At 72.4% G+C, this 16254-nt stretch carries 13 protein-coding genes and 2 pseudogenes; 9 read left to right on the top strand and 6 right to left on the bottom strand.

Going from position 1 to position 16254, the window contains the following annotated elements; translation table 11 throughout:
- Nucleotides 1-43: 43 nt before the first annotated feature.
- Complete coding sequence (locus OG435_RS20325; protein WP_266878515.1) at nt 44-625, bottom strand: allene oxide cyclase barrel-like domain-containing protein; 582 nt, start codon at nt 623-625, stop codon at nt 44-46.
- 177 nt (nt 626-802) lie between these two features.
- Here OG435_RS20325 and OG435_RS20330 point away from each other — a divergent pair.
- The 3 genes and pseudogenes from OG435_RS20330 to OG435_RS20340 form a co-directional block, all read left to right on the top strand.
- Nucleotides 803-1610, top strand: a pseudogene (locus tag OG435_RS20330) (GlxA family transcriptional regulator); the annotation flags it as partial.
- Nucleotides 1611-1667: 57 nt separating this feature from the next.
- Nucleotides 1668-2291, top strand: a pseudogene (locus tag OG435_RS20335) (MBL fold metallo-hydrolase); the annotation flags it as partial.
- A gap of 87 nt (nt 2292-2378) precedes the next feature.
- Entirely contained in the window at nt 2379-2957 is a 579-nt protein-coding gene (locus tag OG435_RS20340) for a dienelactone hydrolase family protein (RefSeq protein ID WP_266878517.1), read from the top strand.
- Nucleotides 2958-3023: 66 nt separating this feature from the next.
- Here OG435_RS20340 and OG435_RS20345 read toward each other — a convergent pair whose 3' ends face one another.
- Complete coding sequence (locus OG435_RS20345; RefSeq protein ID WP_266878519.1) at nt 3024-4724, bottom strand: FadD3 family acyl-CoA ligase; 1701 nt, start codon at nt 4722-4724, stop codon at nt 3024-3026.
- Between the two features lie 94 nt (nt 4725-4818).
- Between OG435_RS20345 and OG435_RS20350 the strand changes: the two genes are divergently transcribed.
- Nucleotides 4819-5973: a lipid-transfer protein gene (locus OG435_RS20350; RefSeq protein ID WP_266878521.1), complete on the top strand. Its 1155-nt coding sequence runs from the start codon at nt 4819-4821 to the stop codon at nt 5971-5973.
- Here OG435_RS20350 and OG435_RS20355 read toward each other — a convergent pair whose 3' ends face one another.
- The gene (locus OG435_RS20355) at nt 5974-7794 is read right to left on the bottom strand and encodes a zinc ribbon domain-containing protein (protein WP_266878523.1); all 1821 of its coding nucleotides are present in this window, start codon (nt 7792-7794) and stop codon (nt 5974-5976) included.
- Nucleotides 7795-8121: 327 nt separating this feature from the next.
- On the opposite strand from OG435_RS20355, the gene OG435_RS20360 reads away from it, so the two are divergent.
- Nucleotides 8122-8586, top strand: a complete 465-nt coding sequence (locus OG435_RS20360) for a Zn-ribbon domain-containing OB-fold protein (RefSeq protein ID WP_266878525.1) — start codon at nt 8122-8124, stop codon at nt 8584-8586.
- Complete coding sequence (locus OG435_RS20365) at nt 8583-9383, top strand: enoyl-CoA hydratase/isomerase family protein (RefSeq protein ID WP_266878527.1); 801 nt, start codon at nt 8583-8585, stop codon at nt 9381-9383. The genes OG435_RS20360 and OG435_RS20365 overlap by 4 nt, the downstream gene beginning before the upstream one ends.
- Nucleotides 9384-9416: 33 nt before the next feature.
- Here the strand turns inward: OG435_RS20365 and OG435_RS20370 are convergent, their stop codons facing one another.
- A complete protein-coding gene (locus OG435_RS20370) occupies nt 9417-10031 on the bottom strand; it encodes a hypothetical protein (RefSeq protein WP_266878529.1) in 615 nt (204 codons plus the stop codon).
- Between the two features lie 119 nt (nt 10032-10150).
- Here OG435_RS20370 and OG435_RS20375 point away from each other — a divergent pair, with 119 nt between their 5' ends.
- Together OG435_RS20375 and OG435_RS20380 are read left to right on the top strand one after the other, a co-directional pair.
- Nucleotides 10151-10480 (top strand): putative quinol monooxygenase, encoded by a 330-nt coding sequence (locus OG435_RS20375; protein ID WP_266878530.1) that lies wholly within the window; start codon nt 10151-10153, stop codon nt 10478-10480.
- A 156-nt stretch (nt 10481-10636) separates the two neighbouring features.
- Nucleotides 10637-11188, top strand: a complete 552-nt coding sequence (locus OG435_RS20380; RefSeq protein WP_266878532.1) for a hypothetical protein — start codon at nt 10637-10639, stop codon at nt 11186-11188.
- 111 nt (nt 11189-11299) lie between these two features.
- Here the strand turns inward: OG435_RS20380 and OG435_RS20385 are convergent, their stop codons facing one another.
- Together OG435_RS20385 and OG435_RS20390 are read right to left on the bottom strand one after the other, a co-directional pair.
- Nucleotides 11300-11794 carry a peptidylprolyl isomerase gene (locus OG435_RS20385; protein ID WP_266878534.1) on the bottom strand — a complete coding sequence of 165 codons (495 nt, stop codon included), beginning with the start codon at nt 11792-11794 and terminating at the stop codon, nt 11300-11302.
- Between the two features lie 101 nt (nt 11795-11895).
- A complete protein-coding gene (locus tag OG435_RS20390; RefSeq protein WP_430625663.1) occupies nt 11896-14325 on the bottom strand; it encodes a PQQ-binding-like beta-propeller repeat protein in 2430 nt (809 codons plus the stop codon).
- Between the two features lie 619 nt (nt 14326-14944).
- On the opposite strand from OG435_RS20390, the gene OG435_RS20395 reads away from it, so the two are divergent.
- Nucleotides 14945-16240 carry a hypothetical protein gene (locus OG435_RS20395; RefSeq protein ID WP_266878538.1) on the top strand — a complete coding sequence of 432 codons (1296 nt, stop codon included), beginning with the start codon at nt 14945-14947 and terminating at the stop codon, nt 16238-16240.
- Nucleotides 16241-16254 lie beyond the last annotated feature (14 nt).

The raw sequence follows: 16254 nt of genomic DNA on the forward strand, positions 1-16254 counted from the left end.
GACACCCGGGGCGACCTGCAAGGGATGCAGTACGTAGCGGGGGTCAGCGCTCGATGTCGAGCGTGAAGCGCCTGGTGCCCGTCCCGATCGTCTCGGCGTGGATCGAACCACGGGCCCGGTCGTACTTGCCGGTGCCGCCGGTGATCGCGTTGTCGAACGCGGGCGGAGGGCCCGGGACGAGGTGGCCGAAGACCATGCCCTGCGCGGCGATCTGGCCGCCCGGGAGGGTGTAGGTCACGACGCAGGCCTCCGCGCCGCCGTTGTCGACCCGGGTGGTCGTGCAGGTGCCGCCGGTCTCGCCGACCTGGTTGCCGTCCTTGTCGAAGAGCAGCGAGCGGAAGACCGTCCGGTCACCCTGCGCGGCGGCGCCGCCGGGGTTGACGGGGAAGCGCGACTGCTCCGCGAGCCGGCCGGTGAGGGTGATGACCTGGCCCTTGCCATTGCCGTTGCCCTTGTCGCGGTCGTGGGCGGCACCGATGTCCGTCGTGACGGCGGACGCGAGGGGGGGCGCAGGCGAGGAGGGCGACCAGTGCGGTGGCGGCCGAGCCGATACAGGCTGTTCTGGTGGGACGGCGCATGGGGGCTCCTGGGGACGGGGCTCATGGATGGTGGATGAATCATCCATAGCGGCGGATCTCGCGCCGCCGGGAGTGTCCCGGCGCGACCCACCGTCAGATCCGACCGATCGGACCAGCCCGAAGCCGTTGGTCCTTCCGTGCGGCGCAGCGCGCTCGCACGGCGTGTCCGGATCTGACAGAAGCTCGTCATTGCGGCCGTCGCGGCGGGGCGGAAGGATCAGCGCATGCCCGTACCGCACAGAGTCGTCATCGCGGCCTTCCCCGGTACCGAACTGCTGGATGTCACCGGCCCGGCCGAGGTGTTCTCCGTCGCCACACGGGTCGCCGCCACCATCACTGCTACCGGCACCACGGCCACCGGCACCGGCACCCCAGGCCCCGGCTATCTCGTCCGGATCGCCACCGCCGACGGCGGGCCGGTGACCACCTCCAGCGGTCCGGCTGCTGGCTGACCTGGCCCTGGACGAGGTGCGCGGCCGGGTCGACACCCTGCTCGTGGCCGGCGCGGTCGACCTGGTGGGCGACCGGGTGGAACCGGTGATCGACAGCGAGGTCACCCGCTGGCTGCGCGAGGCGGCGCCCGTGGCGCGCAGGACCGGGTCGATCTGCGCGGGAGCGCACCTGCTGGCCGCGGCGGGCCTGCTCGACGGGCTGGCCGCCACGACCCACTGGCTCACCGCCGCACGGCTGGCCGCCGACCATCCCGAAGTCACGGTGGATCCGGACCCGATCTTCATCCGGTCCGGGAGCGTGTGGACCTGCGCCGGTGTCACCTCGGGGCTGGACATGGCGCTGGCGATGGTCGCCGAGGACCACGGCCAGGCCCTCGCCCTCGCCACCGCGCGGATGATGGTCATGTACGTCAAACGCTCGGGCGGGCAGAGCCAGTTCAGCGTTCCGCTCTCGGCCCCGGCCACGTCCGGCGACCGGATCGACGACCTGCGCGTGTGGATCGCCGACCACCTCACCGAGGACCTCACCGCGGAGGCCCTGGCGGCACGACTGCACCTGAGCGTGCGGCTCCTGGGCCGGAGGCCCGTGATCGTCGACGCCGGGACGCCCGGCAGCGGCCGGAAGATCCACGACCGGATCACCGAGCTCGGAGTGGACCCCGGGGACGTCTCGCTGATCGTCCTCACGCACGGGCACATCGACCACTTCGGCTCCGCCGCCGAACTGCACCGGCTCACCGGTGCCCCCGTCGCCGGGCACGTCGCCGACCTCGGCCCGTACCGCAGCGGCCGGGTCCGCGAGCCGTACCTGCCCACGGGCCCGATGGGCCGGATCATGGACCGGAGCAAGGAGCTGCACGCTCGGGCCGAACCCGTCGAACCCCAGGTCCTGATCCGCGGTGAGACCTCCCTGGAGGACTTCGGGCTCGCGGCCCGCATCATGCCGACCCCGGGGCACACCGCCGGGTCGATCTCCGTCCTCACCGATGACGGGGACCTCGTCGCCGGCGACCTGGTCGCCAACTCCGTCATGGGGCTCATCCCGGGCAAGCCGGCGAACCCGCCGTTCCACGACGACCCGCGGCGCAACCTCGTCAGCCTGCGCGAGATGCTCGACCTCGCCCCCACCAGGCTCCACGTCGGCCACGGCGCCCCGCTGGAACCCGACCGGGTCCGCCGCTGGGCCGACCGCGAGCACGCCCGCCTGTCGAAGCGCGAAGCGACCGGCCGGATCGCCACACGTGCCGGGGACGCGGCGTGACCCTCCGTTCCCCGCTGGGTGTCGGCGCCGCGGGTCATACTCGTGCCGCGGCGCCGGCCGGAGCCGTAGGACGAGGGGAGCGATGACATGGCCAAGGTGCTGGTCTTCCACCACGGGCAGGGGCTGACGCCCGGCGTCCGGGCGTTCGCCGGGGAGCTGCGGCGTGCCGGACACGTCGTCCACGTCCCGGACCTGTTCGAAGGGCGGGTCTTCGACAGCCTCGACGAGGGCATCGGCTACGCCGGGGAGACCGGGTTCACCGCGATCACCGCGCGCGGAACCTCCGCCGCCGAGGTGCTGCCCGCGGGGCTCGTGTACGTCGGGTTCTCGCTCGGGGTCCTCCCGGCGCAGAAGCTGGCCCAGACCCGGCCCGGCGCGCGGGGCGCGGTGTTGATCGAGGCGTGCGTGCCCGTCTCGGAGTTCGGTGATGCCTGGCCCGGGGACGTTCCGGTCCAGGTCCACGGCATGGACGCGGATCCGTTCTTCGCCGGGGAAGGCGATGTGGACGCGGCCCGCGCGCTCGTCGGGACGGCCCGGGACGGACGGCTGTTCCTCTACCCCGGCGACCGCCACCTGTTCTGCGACAGCGGCCTGCCGTCGTACGACGAGGACGCCGCGCAGCGGGTCACCGGTCGGGTGCTCGCCTTCCTCGACCGCGTCGGATAGGCCTGGGGGCCGGCCTGGCCGGCCCCCTCCTCCACCCCAGGCCGGCCCCCGGCGTCGTCCGTGTCCTCAGCGGGTGCGCAGTTCGCGTTTGAGGACCTTGCCGCTCGCGTTGCGCGGGAGTTCGGTGACGAACTCCACCTCGCGCGGGACCTTGTAGTTGGCCATCTCCCGGCGGGACCACGCGATCAGGTCGTCGGCCGTGAGCACCGCTCCCGGGCGGCGGACCGCGTACGCCTTGCCCACCTCGCCCAGCCGCGGGTCGGGCACTCCGACGACCGCCACGTCGGCGATGTCCGGGTGCAGGCCGAGGAGTTGCTCGATCTCGGCGGGGTAGGCGTTGAAGCCGCCGACGATGAACATGTCCTTGATCCGGTCGGTGATGCGCAGGTTCCCCGCGGCGTCGAGGACGCCGACGTCCCCGGTGCGGAGCCAGCCCTCGGGGGTGATGGCCCCGGCGGTTTCGGCGGGGTCCTCGAAGTAGCCGCTCATGACGTTGTGGCCGCGCACCCACACCTCGCCGGCCCGGCCCGTGGGCTGGGGGCCGCCGTCCGCGTCCACGACCCTGACCTCCGTCCCGGGGATGGCCCGGCCCGAGGTCGACGCGATGGTCTCCGCCGGGTCGCCGCGGCGGCACATGGTGACGATGCCGCTCGCCTCGGAGAGCCCGTACGCGGTGAGGACGGTGCCGATGTGCAGCTCGCCGCGGAGCCGTTCGACGAGCTGCAGCGGGACCACGGCGGCGCCGGTGACGACCAGGCGCAGGGCGGAGAGGTCGTGGTGGGCGCGCTGGGGGTGGTCGAGGAGGGACTGGTGCAGGGTGGGCGGGCCGGGGAGTACGGAGATCCGCTCGGCGGCGATGTTGGCGAGGACGGTGTCCACGTTGAAGACGGGCTGGGGGACCATCGTCGCCCCGCGCATCAGGCAGGCGATGACCCCGGCCTTGTAGCCGAAGGTGTGGAAGAAGGGGTTCACGATCAGGTAGCGGTCGCCCTCGCGCAGTCCGGCGAGCTCGCTCCAGACCTCGTAGCAGCGCAGGGACTGGGCGTGGGAGATGACGGCGCCCTTGGGGCTGCCGGTGGTGCCGGAGGTGAAGATGATGTCCGAGGGGGCGGTGGCGGGGATCGCGTCCGTACGGGCCCGGACGGCCTCCGCGGTGACGGAGTCGCCGCCGGTCAGGAACTCCTTCCAGGTGCGGAAGGAGTCCGGGGCGTCCTCGGACAGGACGACGACCTGCTTCAGGTGGGGCAGGCCGGGCAGCGGCCCGGAGCCCTCGCCCTCGGCGGCGGCGCGGCGCAGGGAGGCGACGTAGGAGGTACCGAGGAAGGTGCCGGTGACGAAGAGGAGCCGGGCGCGGCTGCGCTGGAGGACGTAGGCGGCTTCGGAGCCCTTGAAGCGGGTGTTGAGGGGGACGAGGACGGCTCCGGCGGAGACGGCGCCGAGGGCGGAGACGATCCATTCGAGGGTGTTGGGCGCCCAGACGGCGACCCGGTCCCCCGGTTCCACGCCGGCGGCCATGCAGGCGGCGGCGGCCCGTTCGACGCGCTCGCCGAGCTGCGCGTAGTCGATCCGGACCCGCCCGTCGACGACGGCCTCGCGGTCGGCGTAGCGCTCGGCGGCGTGCCGTACGAGTCCGCCGATGCTGGTCCAGGCGAGATCGGCCCGTCCGTCCTCCGGCGTGTCCCGCGCCGTGTCCTGCGCCGCGTTCTCCACCGTGTCCTGCGCCGTGTCCGCGGCCCCGCGCGTGCGCTCGTCCTCGTCCTCGGTCATCGTCCGCCCTTCCCTGCAACACCACTAGCTGACTATCCGTCAGATTAGCTGTAGCCTTCGCGGCTGTCAGTACTGGTGCACCCCGGAGGTGGCGATGGCGGCAACGCTCAAGGACGCTACGGCGATAGTCGGCATCGGGCAGACCGCCTTTGCCAAACAACTGCCGCAGTCCGAAAAGGAACTGGCCTGCCGGGCCATTCTCGCGGCGCTCGAGGACGCGGGCATAGACCCGTCCGAGGTCGACGCCTTCTCCTCCTACACCATGGAGGAGACCGACGAGGTCGAGGTCGCCAAGGCCATAGGCGCCGGCGACGTCACCTTCTTCTCCAAGATCGGCTACGGCGGCGGCGGTTCCTGCGCCACCGTCGGACACCTGGCCGCCGCCGTCGCCACCGGCCAGGCGAGCGTCGGCGTGGCCTGGCGCTCGCGCAAGCGCGGCTCGGGGCCGCGGCCGTGGAAGAACACGGCCGTCCAGCTCCCCACCCCCGGTCAGTGGACGCGCCCCTTCGGGCTGCTGCGCCCCGCCGACGAGATCGGCATGCTGGCCCGCCGCTACATGCACGAGTACGGCGCCACCCGCGACCACCTCTTCAACGTCGCGATGGCCTGCCGCAACCGCGCCAACGAGAACCCGGCCGCGATGATGTACGAGCGCCCACTGACCCGCGAGATGTACATGACCGCCCGCATGATCAGCGACCCGCTCTGCCTCTTCGACAACTGCCTGGAGACCGACGGCGCGCTGGCCTGCGTCATCGTGAGCGCCGAGCGCGCCCGCGACTGCCGCCAGAAGCCCGTCTACGTCCACTCCGTCGCCCAGGGCCTGCCCTCCCAGCACCACGGGATGGTCAACTACTGGAACGACGACCCGCTCTCCGGCCCCGCCTGGACGGCCGCCCGACACCTGTGGAAGCAGGCCGACTTCGGCCCCCAGGACGTGGACGTCGCCCAGATCTACGACGCCTTCACCCCGCTGATCCCGCTCTCCCTGGAGGGCTACGGCTTCTGCGGGCGCGGCGAGGGCGCCGCCTTCACCGAGGGCGGTGCGCTGGAGATGGGCGGCCGGCTCCCCATCAACACCGGCGGCGGCGGCCTCAGCGAGGCCTACGTGCACGGCTTCAACCTGATCAACGAGGGCGTCAAGCAGCTCCGCGGCATCTCCACCGCCCAGGTGCCCGACGCGGCGACCTGCCTGGTGACCGCCGGTGAGGGCGTCCCCACGTCCGCCATCCTGCTGCGAGCGTCCTGATCAGCTGATTGAACCTGTGTCAGACATAGTTCCTGACCACAGGTTTTCCCATCGTGGAGGTGTGGCATGGGCGTGGAAGTGAAATCCCGCACCCAGTGCTGCTCCGCGCGGCCGGTGTCGGCTCGTGGGGGTGCTGATCGTCGTCACGCCCTGGTGCCGGTGAGCTGCGCGGGGCAGCAATGTCCGGTCCGTGTAGGCGTGTCCCTCCGGACGCTGGCCCGCCGAACTCGTAAGCCTGGCAGGGGAGGGTGTCCGGCGTCGCCTGGGCGTCGGACGTGTTGTCATATGCCGAGTTGGGCCGGTCTTGGACCGATCCCACCGGCTCACTTTCGGCACGGTCGGTGTAGTGATCGCGCCCGCTTCGAGGTCGTTAACCACGGCACGGATGGCCATCGCACCTGTGGTGCGGTCGGTCACCGTCTTCAACTGATGGGCAAGTCCACGTGCCGCAATACGCTGCCAAGCACCGTGATCGCGATCTCCTTGCCACCCGCAGCCGGGATTGAGACAGAAGGCCCATTTCCATCCGGGAGTGGTTGGCCGGTCGGGGGCTTTGCGGTGCCTGAGGGGGGTGAGGCATTGCGGGCAGTGCTTCGAAGTGTTGCGCGCCGGGACAGTGACGACGGCGATGCCTGTCTCAGCGGCCAGAAGCCGCATACGGTCCATGATCTGCCCGCGCACCTGCTGGGAGAGCCGAGTGTTGATTGTCCGGCCCATACCGCGCGCTTCCATGGAGCGGAGGTCTTCCCTGTAGATGACGCTCGCCCCAGCTGCGATGGCCTGATCGACCGCCCAACGGGCCGCTGCCCAGGCCAATGCATCGTTGAGATTCGACCGGCGTGCGCTGACCCGGCTGATTTCCTCACTCAGAACGGTGTTTTTGGCGACGAGGCAGTGCTGCTCAGCCCCGGCGATCAGCTGCTGATACCGCCTGGCTTTGGCGTGCAGATGTTCGGAAAGCCGGCGCAACCGGTGCTGCTTCGCGAGGACCCCAGCCGCCCGGAACAAGGCCCCGCCCCCCAGGACGGCTATCCTCCCGCCCTCGTGCACTCGGGCCGCACCCGCACTGAGCAGAGTGTTCAGGCCCCAGTCCACACCGAGCGCGACCACGTGCCCGCTGCGCGCCGCCATCGGGACCGGGTAGCTGTAGGCGAGATCGGCTCTTACACAGCCCTGGTACGGACGGAGCGTGGGCAGGTGCAGCACCGCATCCACAGGGATCGTCGGAGGCAGCTTGATAGGGCAGGCGACCCATGTCCAGTCCTTATAGGACTGCGGATCGGGGCGAGTGGGAAGCTGCAAGCGCAGCAGCGCCCGGCCCGGCTGATCCGCACGTTCGATGGTTGCCTGCTGCCCGTCACACGCCGACAACAACAGCATCGGTGCCACCCGGGGCGCCCTCTCCAGCACGAACAGGTCAGCCGGCATCCGGCCCTGCTGTTTGATGAACGTGGCAATCTGCCGGGTGCTGGATGTGATGACACTCGACGGCAGATTCTGCCCTCCAGGCACCATTTCGCGCACAGCGTCCCACTCCCAGCTCGTGCGCTTGCCGGGGTCGGCGGGCCAGGTCGTGACCACTCCGGCAGTCAGATCAGCACGCCACTTCACCGATCGGAGCGTACGCCCGGCCTGTTCCTGCGCCATTCGAACGATCCTGTCATTGACGCGGATGCCCCCAGGCGGCGCGATGGTCCAGCCAAGGCGGCGCAGCGCCATCCACGCATTCGACGGCAGCTTCCTGCCCGCGCCGTCCTCCCCGGAGGCGAGCGCATCCACATCCGGCCCGTTCCAGTGTGCGGCCAGCAGCTCGCCGACCATGCCGGAGACCAGGGTGGCTGCCCACCCGACACGATCCGTCAGCACGCTGGGGGTCAGTAGTTCGCCAGTCCCCTCATTCACCCCAGCCCGCAACAGGCCACGGGCACAGGCGGTCCGAGTCGTCTCGCCATCTGCCAGCGGCACCTTCCGGCTCATCCCTCACCCCCCGCATCCTGTGCTGTCATCCGATCAACGACACCACTGGCGAAAGGTCACCCGTTCGACTCGTGAACCCGTGCCCGGCAACCACGCCGGACGCCCACCACGACGAGAACGCAACATCACTACGGATACCCAAAGAACCATGTGAGTCTGAGGAGCTGACCAATGACCTCCGCATCCATAGAATCCGCTGACGAACTCCTCCTCCCCGTCCCCGACGGGGACGGTGCCCCCTTCTGGGAGTACGCCGCCCAGGGCGAACTACGCGTCCAGGCCTGCGCGGCCCCCGCGTGCGGGAAGCTGCGCTTCCCGCCCCGCCCCTGCTGCCCGCACTGCCGGTCCTTCGACTCCGAATGGCGCCGGATGAGCGGCCGGGGCCGGATCTGGTCGTACGTCCAGCCGCACCCGCCGCTGCTGCCCGCGTACGCCGCGCAGGCCCCGTACAACGTGATCCTCGTGGAGCTGGCCGACGCCCCGCAGATCCGCCTCGTCGGGAACCTCGTCACCTCCGCCGACGCCCCGCTGGACTCGATGGACCCGGCGCGGCTGCGCATCGGCGCGCGGGTCCAGGTGGTGTTCACCGAGACGGGCGGGATCGCGGTGCCGCGCTGGATCCTGGAGAAGTCGTGACGGCCCAGGGGACCCCCGGCCTGCGGGTGGAGCGGGACAAGACCACCGGGGTCGCGGTCGTCACCCTGGACCGGGAGCGCAAGCACAATGCGATCGACCTGGGGACCGCAGCCGAACTCGCGCGAGTATGGAGGGAGTTGCGCTACGAGGACGCGGTACGGGCGATCGTGCTGACGGGCGCCGGGCAGGCGGCCTTCTGCACGGGCATCGACCGGGGCGTCGAGGTGCCGCAGCCCTCCTCGCCGTACTCGGTGGACGACCCGCTCGTCGCCATCGGGCCGAAGGCCAACGACCTGTGGAAGCCGGTGGTCGCCGCCGTCAACGGCATGGCCTGCGGCGGGGCGTTCTACCTGCTGGGCGAGTCGGAGTTCATCATCTCCTCCGCCTCCGCGACCTACTTCGACCCGCACACCAGCTACGGGATGGTCAGCGCGTACGAGGCGATCTACATGGCGCAGCGCATGCCCTTCGGCGAGGCCGCCCGGATGTCCCTGATGGGCACGGCGGAACGGCTCTCCGCGCGGCGGGCGTACGAGATCGGCCTGGTCTCGGAGCTGGCGGAGCCCGGGGAGCTGCTCCCGGCGGCCCTGCGGGCGGCCGAGACGCTGGCCGGCTTCCCGACGGAGGCCGTGCAGGGCACCGTACGGTCCCTGTGGGCGGCGAAGCAGGCCACCCTCCAGCAGGCGCTGGCGCAGGCTCCGGGACTGGTGGCGCTGGGGAACCTGCCGCCCGAGCGGCAGGCGGAGCTGTTCGCCGGGCGCCGCGGCGGGGCGGGCCAGGAGCCCCGGATCCGCTGAGGCGGGGGCTGCCTTCGCGGGCCCCCGCCGCCGCTAGCGGGTCTTCCTCGTGGACCTGGGCTTCGGCTTGCTCGGGGTCTTGCCGCCCGTGCTGCCGCCGGTGGTGGTGGACCCGGTGCTGCCGGAGCCGGACGTCGAGGTCGGGGTGGGCGACGCGGTCGAGAGGGTCTGTACGGGGCCCAGGGTGCAGCGCTTGACCTCGCCCGCCTTGGCCGCGCTCGTCATCGGCAGGTCGACCGTCCGGCTCTCGCCCGCCTTGAGGGCGAGGTCCACAGAGCCGGAGTCGACCCGGCCGGAGGCGCCTTCGAAGACCAGCGGGACGCGGAAGGTGTGCCCGGACGCCGAGTCGGAGGTGACCTTGACGGTGGCCTTCGCCACCGAAGGCCCGGCGCAGGTGACGACCTCGGCGTGCGCGAGCGGCCGGGTCCCGGTGGCCGTGGCCGTGGCCGTGGGGGTGGCCGCGGAGCCGCCGCCGCTCCCGCCCGTGCCGCTGTAGCTCTTCTTCTTCGACTTGCTCTTGGAGCTGGAGCAGCCGCCCCCGCTGCTCTTGCTCTTGCCGCTTCCGCCCGTCGACGAGAACCCCGTCAGCGCGAGCACCACACCCACCAGTACCGCTGTGAGCCGGACCCGCCGTCCCGTGACCACCATGGCCTGAACCCCTCCCCGTTGGACAACCGGCGGCACGCTACCAGGAGGCTCGAGGCGCAACGGTACGGTGGCCGCCACGCGCGACGGCCGCGATCAGCCACTCCCCGGGGGGACACACCATGACCGACGAGACCAACACCAGCCCTGACGCCGGAGTCATCACGGCGATCGCCCGCCTCCAGGCCCGGCCCGGGCTGGAGGCGGAGGTCCGCGCGCAGGCCCTGTCCCTGGTCGCGCCGACCCGGGCCGAAGCGGGCAACGTCTCCTACCGCGCGTACGAGGACCCGACCGCTCCGGGTGCCTGGGTCGTCGTGGAGGAGTGGGCGGACTCCGCGTCCTGGGAAGCCCACCTGGCCTCCCCGCACCTGGCCGAGGCCCTGTCCCGTACGGGCGCCCTGCTGGCCGGGGCGCCGGTCGTGCGGGTGTTCCCCCCGGCGCTCCCCTCTTAGGGACCCGGGGGCGGGACTCCGGGGGCGGGACTCCGGGGGCGGACCCCACGTCCGGACCCCGCCCCGGACCCCGCCCCGGACTCCGCGTGCGGGACTCCGGGGGCGGGCGTAGCGTCGGGATCGAGATCCAGACCCACTCCCCCCGGAGGGCCGGGCATGATCCGCAACGTACTCGGCTCGTTCCTGGGTCTGATCGGAGCGACGGCCGCCGTCTGGAGCCCCTTCCGTGCCTGGTACGACGGCCGTCACGGGCGCGACTACCGCATCGAGGAGCTCTTCTCCTCCTCCGGGATCACCGATGACAAGGCCGCCCTGCTGGGCTCGCTGCTGCTGCCCTTCCTCTTCGCCGCCGTGCTCGCGCTGGTCGCGATCGTGCTGCGCTCCCGGCTGCTCATGGCCCTCTCCGGGGTCGTCGTCCTCGGCTTCGCCGTGCTCTGGATGGTCCGCCAGGGCCAGGCCGCGGGGAGCCTCTCGGTCGGCGGCGACGGCAGCGCGGGCCTCGGGGACGGCCTCGCCAACGCCTTCGGTGCGGGCGCCCTGCTCATCCTCGCGGCGGCCGTGATGAGCGGCCGGCCCCGCCGCCGCGACCGGGTCGCCAGGGAACCCGCCCCGGAGCCGTACCGGGAGCCGCACCCGGAGCCCGTCGAGGACCCTGACCGTCCCCCGGCCCCGTCGGCCTGGCCTCCGCCGCCGCAGGACCACTCGTAGGACCTCGGGGCCCTGCGCGACCTCATGGGCCTGTCCGCCGCCCGGACATGACGGCGGCCCCGTCCCCCCGGAGGGGGCGGGGCCGGCCAGCCGTTGCGGGCGGGGTGGGGATCAGGCCTCGACGACGCCGGACGCCGCGATCTCGACCTTGCCCTTGGGGGCGCCCGAGGCGGAACCGAGCGCCTCGATCTGGTCGACGAGCTCCTGGCCCGAGACGACCTCGCCGAAGACGACGTGCTTGCCGTCGAGCCACGGGGTGAGGACGGTGGTGATGAAGAACTGCGAGCCGTTGGTGTTCTTGCCTGCGTTCGCCATCGACAGCAGGTACTTGCGGTCGTGCTTCAGGGTGAAGTTCTCGTCGGCGAACTTCTCGCCGTAGATGCTCTTGCCACCCGTGCCGTTGTGGTTGGTGAAGTCACCGCCCTGCAGCATGAACTGCGGGATGACGCGGTGGAAGCCGGAGCCGGCGTAGCCGAAGCCGTTCTGGCCGGTGCACAGCTCGCGGAAGTTCTGGGCGGTCTTCGGGACGACCTCGTCGAAGAGGTTGAAGACGATGCGACCGGCGGGTGCGCCGTTGATGGTGATGTCGAAGAATACGTTGCTCATGGGGTCCATCCTGTCACTCCCGGTGCGGTGCGCGACCCCGAGGGGGCCGTGACGGGGCCCCCGGACGGCTCAGCCGCAGCTCAGGCCGCGGCTGAACCGGGTCAGCCTCCCGTACGGGTCCCCGTGCCCTTGGCGGCGTCCAGTGCGTAGACGCAGCGGTCCTTGCTGCACGCGTAGACCACGCCCGCCTCGGCCACCGGGGCCCCGGTGATCTCCCCGCCGGTGGCCAGTTTCCAGCGGAGCTGGCCGCCCGCCGCGTCCAGGGTGTACAGGCAGTGGTCGGCCGACCCGAAGTGGACGCGGCCGTCCGCGACCGCCGGGGAACCGGTGATCTCGCCGCCCGCCGCGAACCGCCACTTCGGGGTGCCGGTGACCGCGTCGAGCGTGTACACGGCGCTGCCCGCGGCCAGGTGGACGTTGCCCGCGGCCACGAGGACCGGGTCGGCGGCCTGCCGGGGCTCGGTGGCGATCCGCCAGCGGTCCTTGCCGGTGGCCGCGTCCAGGGCGTAGACGGTGCCCAGGTAGTCCGCGAGGTAGACCCCGCCGCCCGTGACGGCCGCGCCGGAGGCGAAGGCCGGGGGCGCGAGGAACACGGCGGGGGCCTCGAAGTGCCAGCGGACCCGGCCCGAGGCCCGGTCGATGGAGATCACCCGGGTGCCTGCGGCGACGTAGACGTTGCCGTCGGGCGCGGGGGTGACCCGTACGGGCACGTTCCCGCAGGAGGCCGCGTCGCCGACCGGGTACGACCAGGACTCCCGCCCGGAGCGGGCATCGAGGGCGCGCAGCCGGGCGTCCTGCCACACGTAGACCGTGCCCTCGTGCAGGACGGGGGCCGCCTCGGCGGTCTCGAACTCGCTCTGCGCGCCGGTCAGCTCCCACAGCTTGTGCCCGTTGGACGACTCCCAGGCCTGTACGCCGCCTCCGCGCGTGGCGGTGACGACGGTCCCCCGGTCGGCGCGCAGGGCGTACACCCAGGCGTCGGCGGACAGCCGCCAGCGCTCGGAGCCGTCACCGGCGTCGAGGGCGTAGAGGGAGGGGCCGTCGGAGGCGTGGATGCGCCCGTCGGAGACGGCCATGGACCAGGCGACGTCGCGGGTCTTGAACTGGCGGCGGCCGCTGGCCACGTCCAGGGCGTGCACCTCGAAGGAGGTGACGTAGAGCAGGTCGCCGGCGACGGTCGGGGTGCCCCAGACCTCGTTCGACATCCGGAACCGCCAGGGCCGCCAGCGGCCGCTGTCGGGGGCCGGACCCGGGTTCGGTACGAGGACCGAGGGCGCGGGGCCCGCCACCGGGGTACCGGCGGGCGGCCGGATCCAGCCGGTCGCGGAGTCCGCCGCTGCGGCGTGGGCGGCCGGGGCCGAGGCGGAGGCCTGCGGTCCGGGGCCGATCGGCACCGGGGAGCCGCCGAGCCGGACGGGCTCGCCCGAGGGCGCCATCGGGGGGTGCTCGGGCCGCTGCGGGACGGCCTGGCCGGTCCGCGGGTCGGTCCAGGGGTCGGCTCCGCCGCGCCGCCTGCGGTGCGTGGCGGGACCGGAGGCGGGACCGGCGCTCTCGATGGGCGCGGAGACACCGGCCCGGGGCAGCGCCGGCTTCGGCACGGCGGCAGCGGCCGCGGCGGCCGCCGCGGCGGCGTTGCGGTGACCGGCCCGCCGGGCCTCGATCATCGCGACGGCCCGCTCGGGCAGCCACGCCGAGGCGGTACCGCTCTCGTCGCCGCCCTCGAAGAGGTGCGGGGCCAGCTGCGCCTGCAGGTCGGCCGGGGTCGGCCGCTGCGTGGCGTCCATCTTCATGCAGGAGTCGATCAGCGGGCGGAGCTCGTCGGGGAGCCCCTCCAGGTTGGGGCCCTCGCGCAGCAGCATGAAGACCGTCTCCACCGGGTTCGCCCCGTGGTACGGCGGATGCCCAGTGGCGGCGAAGACCAGCGTGGAGCCGAGCGAGAACACGTCGCTGGCGCCCTTGACGCTGCGCGAGTCCTTGGCCTGCTCCGGCGACATGTACGCGGGGGTGCCGACGGCGACGTTCGTCATGGTCAGGCGGGTGTTGGAGACCCCGCTGGCGATGCCGAAGTCGATCACGCGCGGGCCGTCCTCGACGACGAGCACGTTGGAGGGCTTCAGGTCGCGGTGGACCAGGCCCGCCCCGTGGATGGACTGGAGCGCCTCGGCGATGCCGGCGGCGAGCCACCGTACGGCCTGGGCGGGCATCGGCCCGCACTCGTGGACGATCTCCTCCAGGGAGGGCGCCGGGACGTACGCGGTCGCCAGCCACGGCACGGCCGCGCGCGGGTCGGCGTCGACCACGGCCGCGGTGTAGAAGCCGGAGACGGCGCGGGCCGCCTCCACCTCACGGGTGAAGCGGACGCGGAACAGCTGGTCCTCGGCGAGCTCGGTGCGCACCGTCTTGATCGCCACCCGGCGCCCGGACGCCGACCGGGCGAGATAGACCAGCCCCATGCCGCCGGCGCCGAGCCGTCCCAGCACCTCGAAGGGGCCGATCCGTCTCGGGTCGTGCTGCGTCAGCTGCTCCACCACTCGCCTCCACACCCATCCCCGTACGGGGTCCCTCACGGGCCCCGCTCTTCCAGCCGTCGCCGGTGGGCATCGCCGTCGTCGCCGTCACGTCACCGGATGCGCGCGAGCCGCCGCGGGTCCCTGCCCCGTGCAGCGTCTCACCCCGGGGGCCGCCCGGGTCGCGCACCCCCGATTCTGTCAGGCCCGCGCCCGCTCCGGCCCCGGCACGGCGGGTGGCTGTGCACGGGGTGCGGGCAAAGTCGTACAACCCCCCGGGGGCCCGTGTGTCTAGCCCCCCGTTCAGTCAGTCGACACCCGGGAGAAACATGCGACACCGTTCGACTTCAGCCACCGTCATCGCCGTGGTGGTGCTCGGGGGACTGGCCGTGCCGGGGGCGGCGCATGCCTCGGCGGCGACTGCGGGGGCAAGATGAGCGCCACCCGTGAGGGAGCCGTCTCGTACCAGGGGTCTATGACGGTCCCGGTGTCCCCACCCCCGTCCATGTGCGGGACAAGAGGACGGGTCTGCGCGTCGCGTCCGTGACCCGCTTCCACCCCGTGCCCGCCGGATCCTGCGGACGACGGGCACGCGGAAACCCCGCGCGGGATCTCCGACCCGCTCAAGCTGGAAGCCCTCGGGATGTACACGCTCGAGGTGGACAAGGCGGGCGGCACCGTTGTCTGCGGTGACTTCGACTACGGGCTCCGCACGGAGGTCGCCCAGCCCGTCGCGCAGGGCACGGTTTCCCTGAGCAACCTGAAGTCCACCGTGTCGACGAGCCTCACCGGCTTCGACCCGCGGACCCAGAAGACCGCTCCGCTCAAGAACACCAAGGTCACCGTCTCCCACGAGGGCTCCGCTCGGCGGGAGGTGTCCACCGACGCGCAGGGCCGCCTGTCCTCGACCGTCACGTTCCTGGGCACGGAGAGCTCGACCGTGGTGACCGTCGACCTGGCGGCCACCCCGGAGAGGGGCCCCGGGACGGGCCGGGTCCGCGTGGCCGCGGACGGCCGGAAGGCCGAGGTCGTCCTCGATGCCGCCTCCCGGAACGTCACGGCCCGCTACGGGGAGGTCGTGAAGCTCACCGGCAAGGCCGTCATGATCGCCGCGGACGGCACGCGCACGCCCGTGCCCGAGGGCACCGCGCTCTCCACGGGGATCAACGGTGCCGTGACGAGGACGGGAGCGGACGGCCGGTTCGAGCGATCGGTACGGGCCTTGAGCCCCGCGGGCGTCTCGACCTGGTGGCTGGGCGGAAACGCGCATCCGTGGCTGTACGGCGGTGGGGGCCTCACCAAGGTCCGGCTCCTCGCGGCCACCGGCATCGGCGATTTCAAGGCCACGATCGACGCGGAACGGCGCGTGACCTTCACCGGGGGCACGGTCCTGAAGCCCGCCGCCGCCGACCCCGGTTCCACCCGCATGGAGGTGCAGTACTCGGCCGACGGCAAGACCGGCTGGACGACGCGCAAGACGTTCGGCTTCACCTTCAACCAGGCCTTCGCGCAGACCCTGCCGGGCGAGGCCGACGGCTACTGGCGGCTGCAGTACTCCGGGGGCAAGAGCAGTACGGGCGTGATCCTCGAACGCACCGTCACCCCGCCGGTCCGGCTGACCCGGACGGCGACGGCCTTCACCTCCTTCGACGCGGCTCCGGAGCCGGTCCGCAAGGGCCAGACCTTCACCATCAAGGGCACCCTGCGGCACGGGACGCCGGCGAAGGCCTACGCCGGCCGGACGGTGGTCTTCTGCTTCCGGCCCGAGGGCAGTCAGACCTTCGTCCACCAGGGCCAGACCAAGACCGCCGCGGACGGCACCTTCGCCCACTCTTTCAAGGCCGACCGCACCGGCACCTGGATCGCCCGCTACCGCGACGCCGACGGCAAGCACTTCGACGCCGAATGCCGCCGGGACGAACTCGCCGTGAACCCGTAACGCACATCCCGTAC

This window comes from Streptomyces sp. NBC_01264 (assembly GCF_026340675.1).
GTDB lineage: Bacteria > Actinomycetota > Actinomycetes > Streptomycetales > Streptomycetaceae > Streptomyces.

Excerpts from the sequence above, each read along its gene's own strand:
- OG435_RS20325 (WP_266878515.1), bottom strand. The coding sequence starts at position 625 with ATGGATGATTCATCCACCATCCATGAGCCCCGTCCCCAGGAGCCCCCA.
- OG435_RS20340 (WP_266878517.1), top strand. The coding sequence starts at position 2,379 with ATGGCCAAGGTGCTGGTCTTCCACCACGGGCAGGGGCTGACGCCCGGC.
- OG435_RS20345 (WP_266878519.1), bottom strand. The coding sequence starts at position 4,724 with ATGACCGAGGACGAGGACGAGCGCACGCGCGGGGCCGCGGACACGGCG.
- OG435_RS20350 (WP_266878521.1), top strand. The coding sequence starts at position 4,819 with ATGGCGGCAACGCTCAAGGACGCTACGGCGATAGTCGGCATCGGGCAG.
- OG435_RS20355 (WP_266878523.1), bottom strand. The coding sequence starts at position 7,794 with ATGGTCGGCGAGCTGCTGGCCGCACACTGGAACGGGCCGGATGTGGAT.
- OG435_RS20360 (WP_266878525.1), top strand. The coding sequence starts at position 8,122 with ATGACCTCCGCATCCATAGAATCCGCTGACGAACTCCTCCTCCCCGTC.
- OG435_RS20370 (WP_266878529.1), bottom strand. The coding sequence starts at position 10,031 with ATGGTGGTCACGGGACGGCGGGTCCGGCTCACAGCGGTACTGGTGGGT.
- OG435_RS20375 (WP_266878530.1), top strand. The coding sequence starts at position 10,151 with ATGACCGACGAGACCAACACCAGCCCTGACGCCGGAGTCATCACGGCG.
- OG435_RS20380 (WP_266878532.1), top strand. The coding sequence starts at position 10,637 with ATGATCCGCAACGTACTCGGCTCGTTCCTGGGTCTGATCGGAGCGACG.
- OG435_RS20385 (WP_266878534.1), bottom strand. The coding sequence starts at position 11,794 with ATGAGCAACGTATTCTTCGACATCACCATCAACGGCGCACCCGCCGGT.
- OG435_RS20395 (WP_266878538.1), top strand. The coding sequence starts at position 14,945 with ATGTACACGCTCGAGGTGGACAAGGCGGGCGGCACCGTTGTCTGCGGT.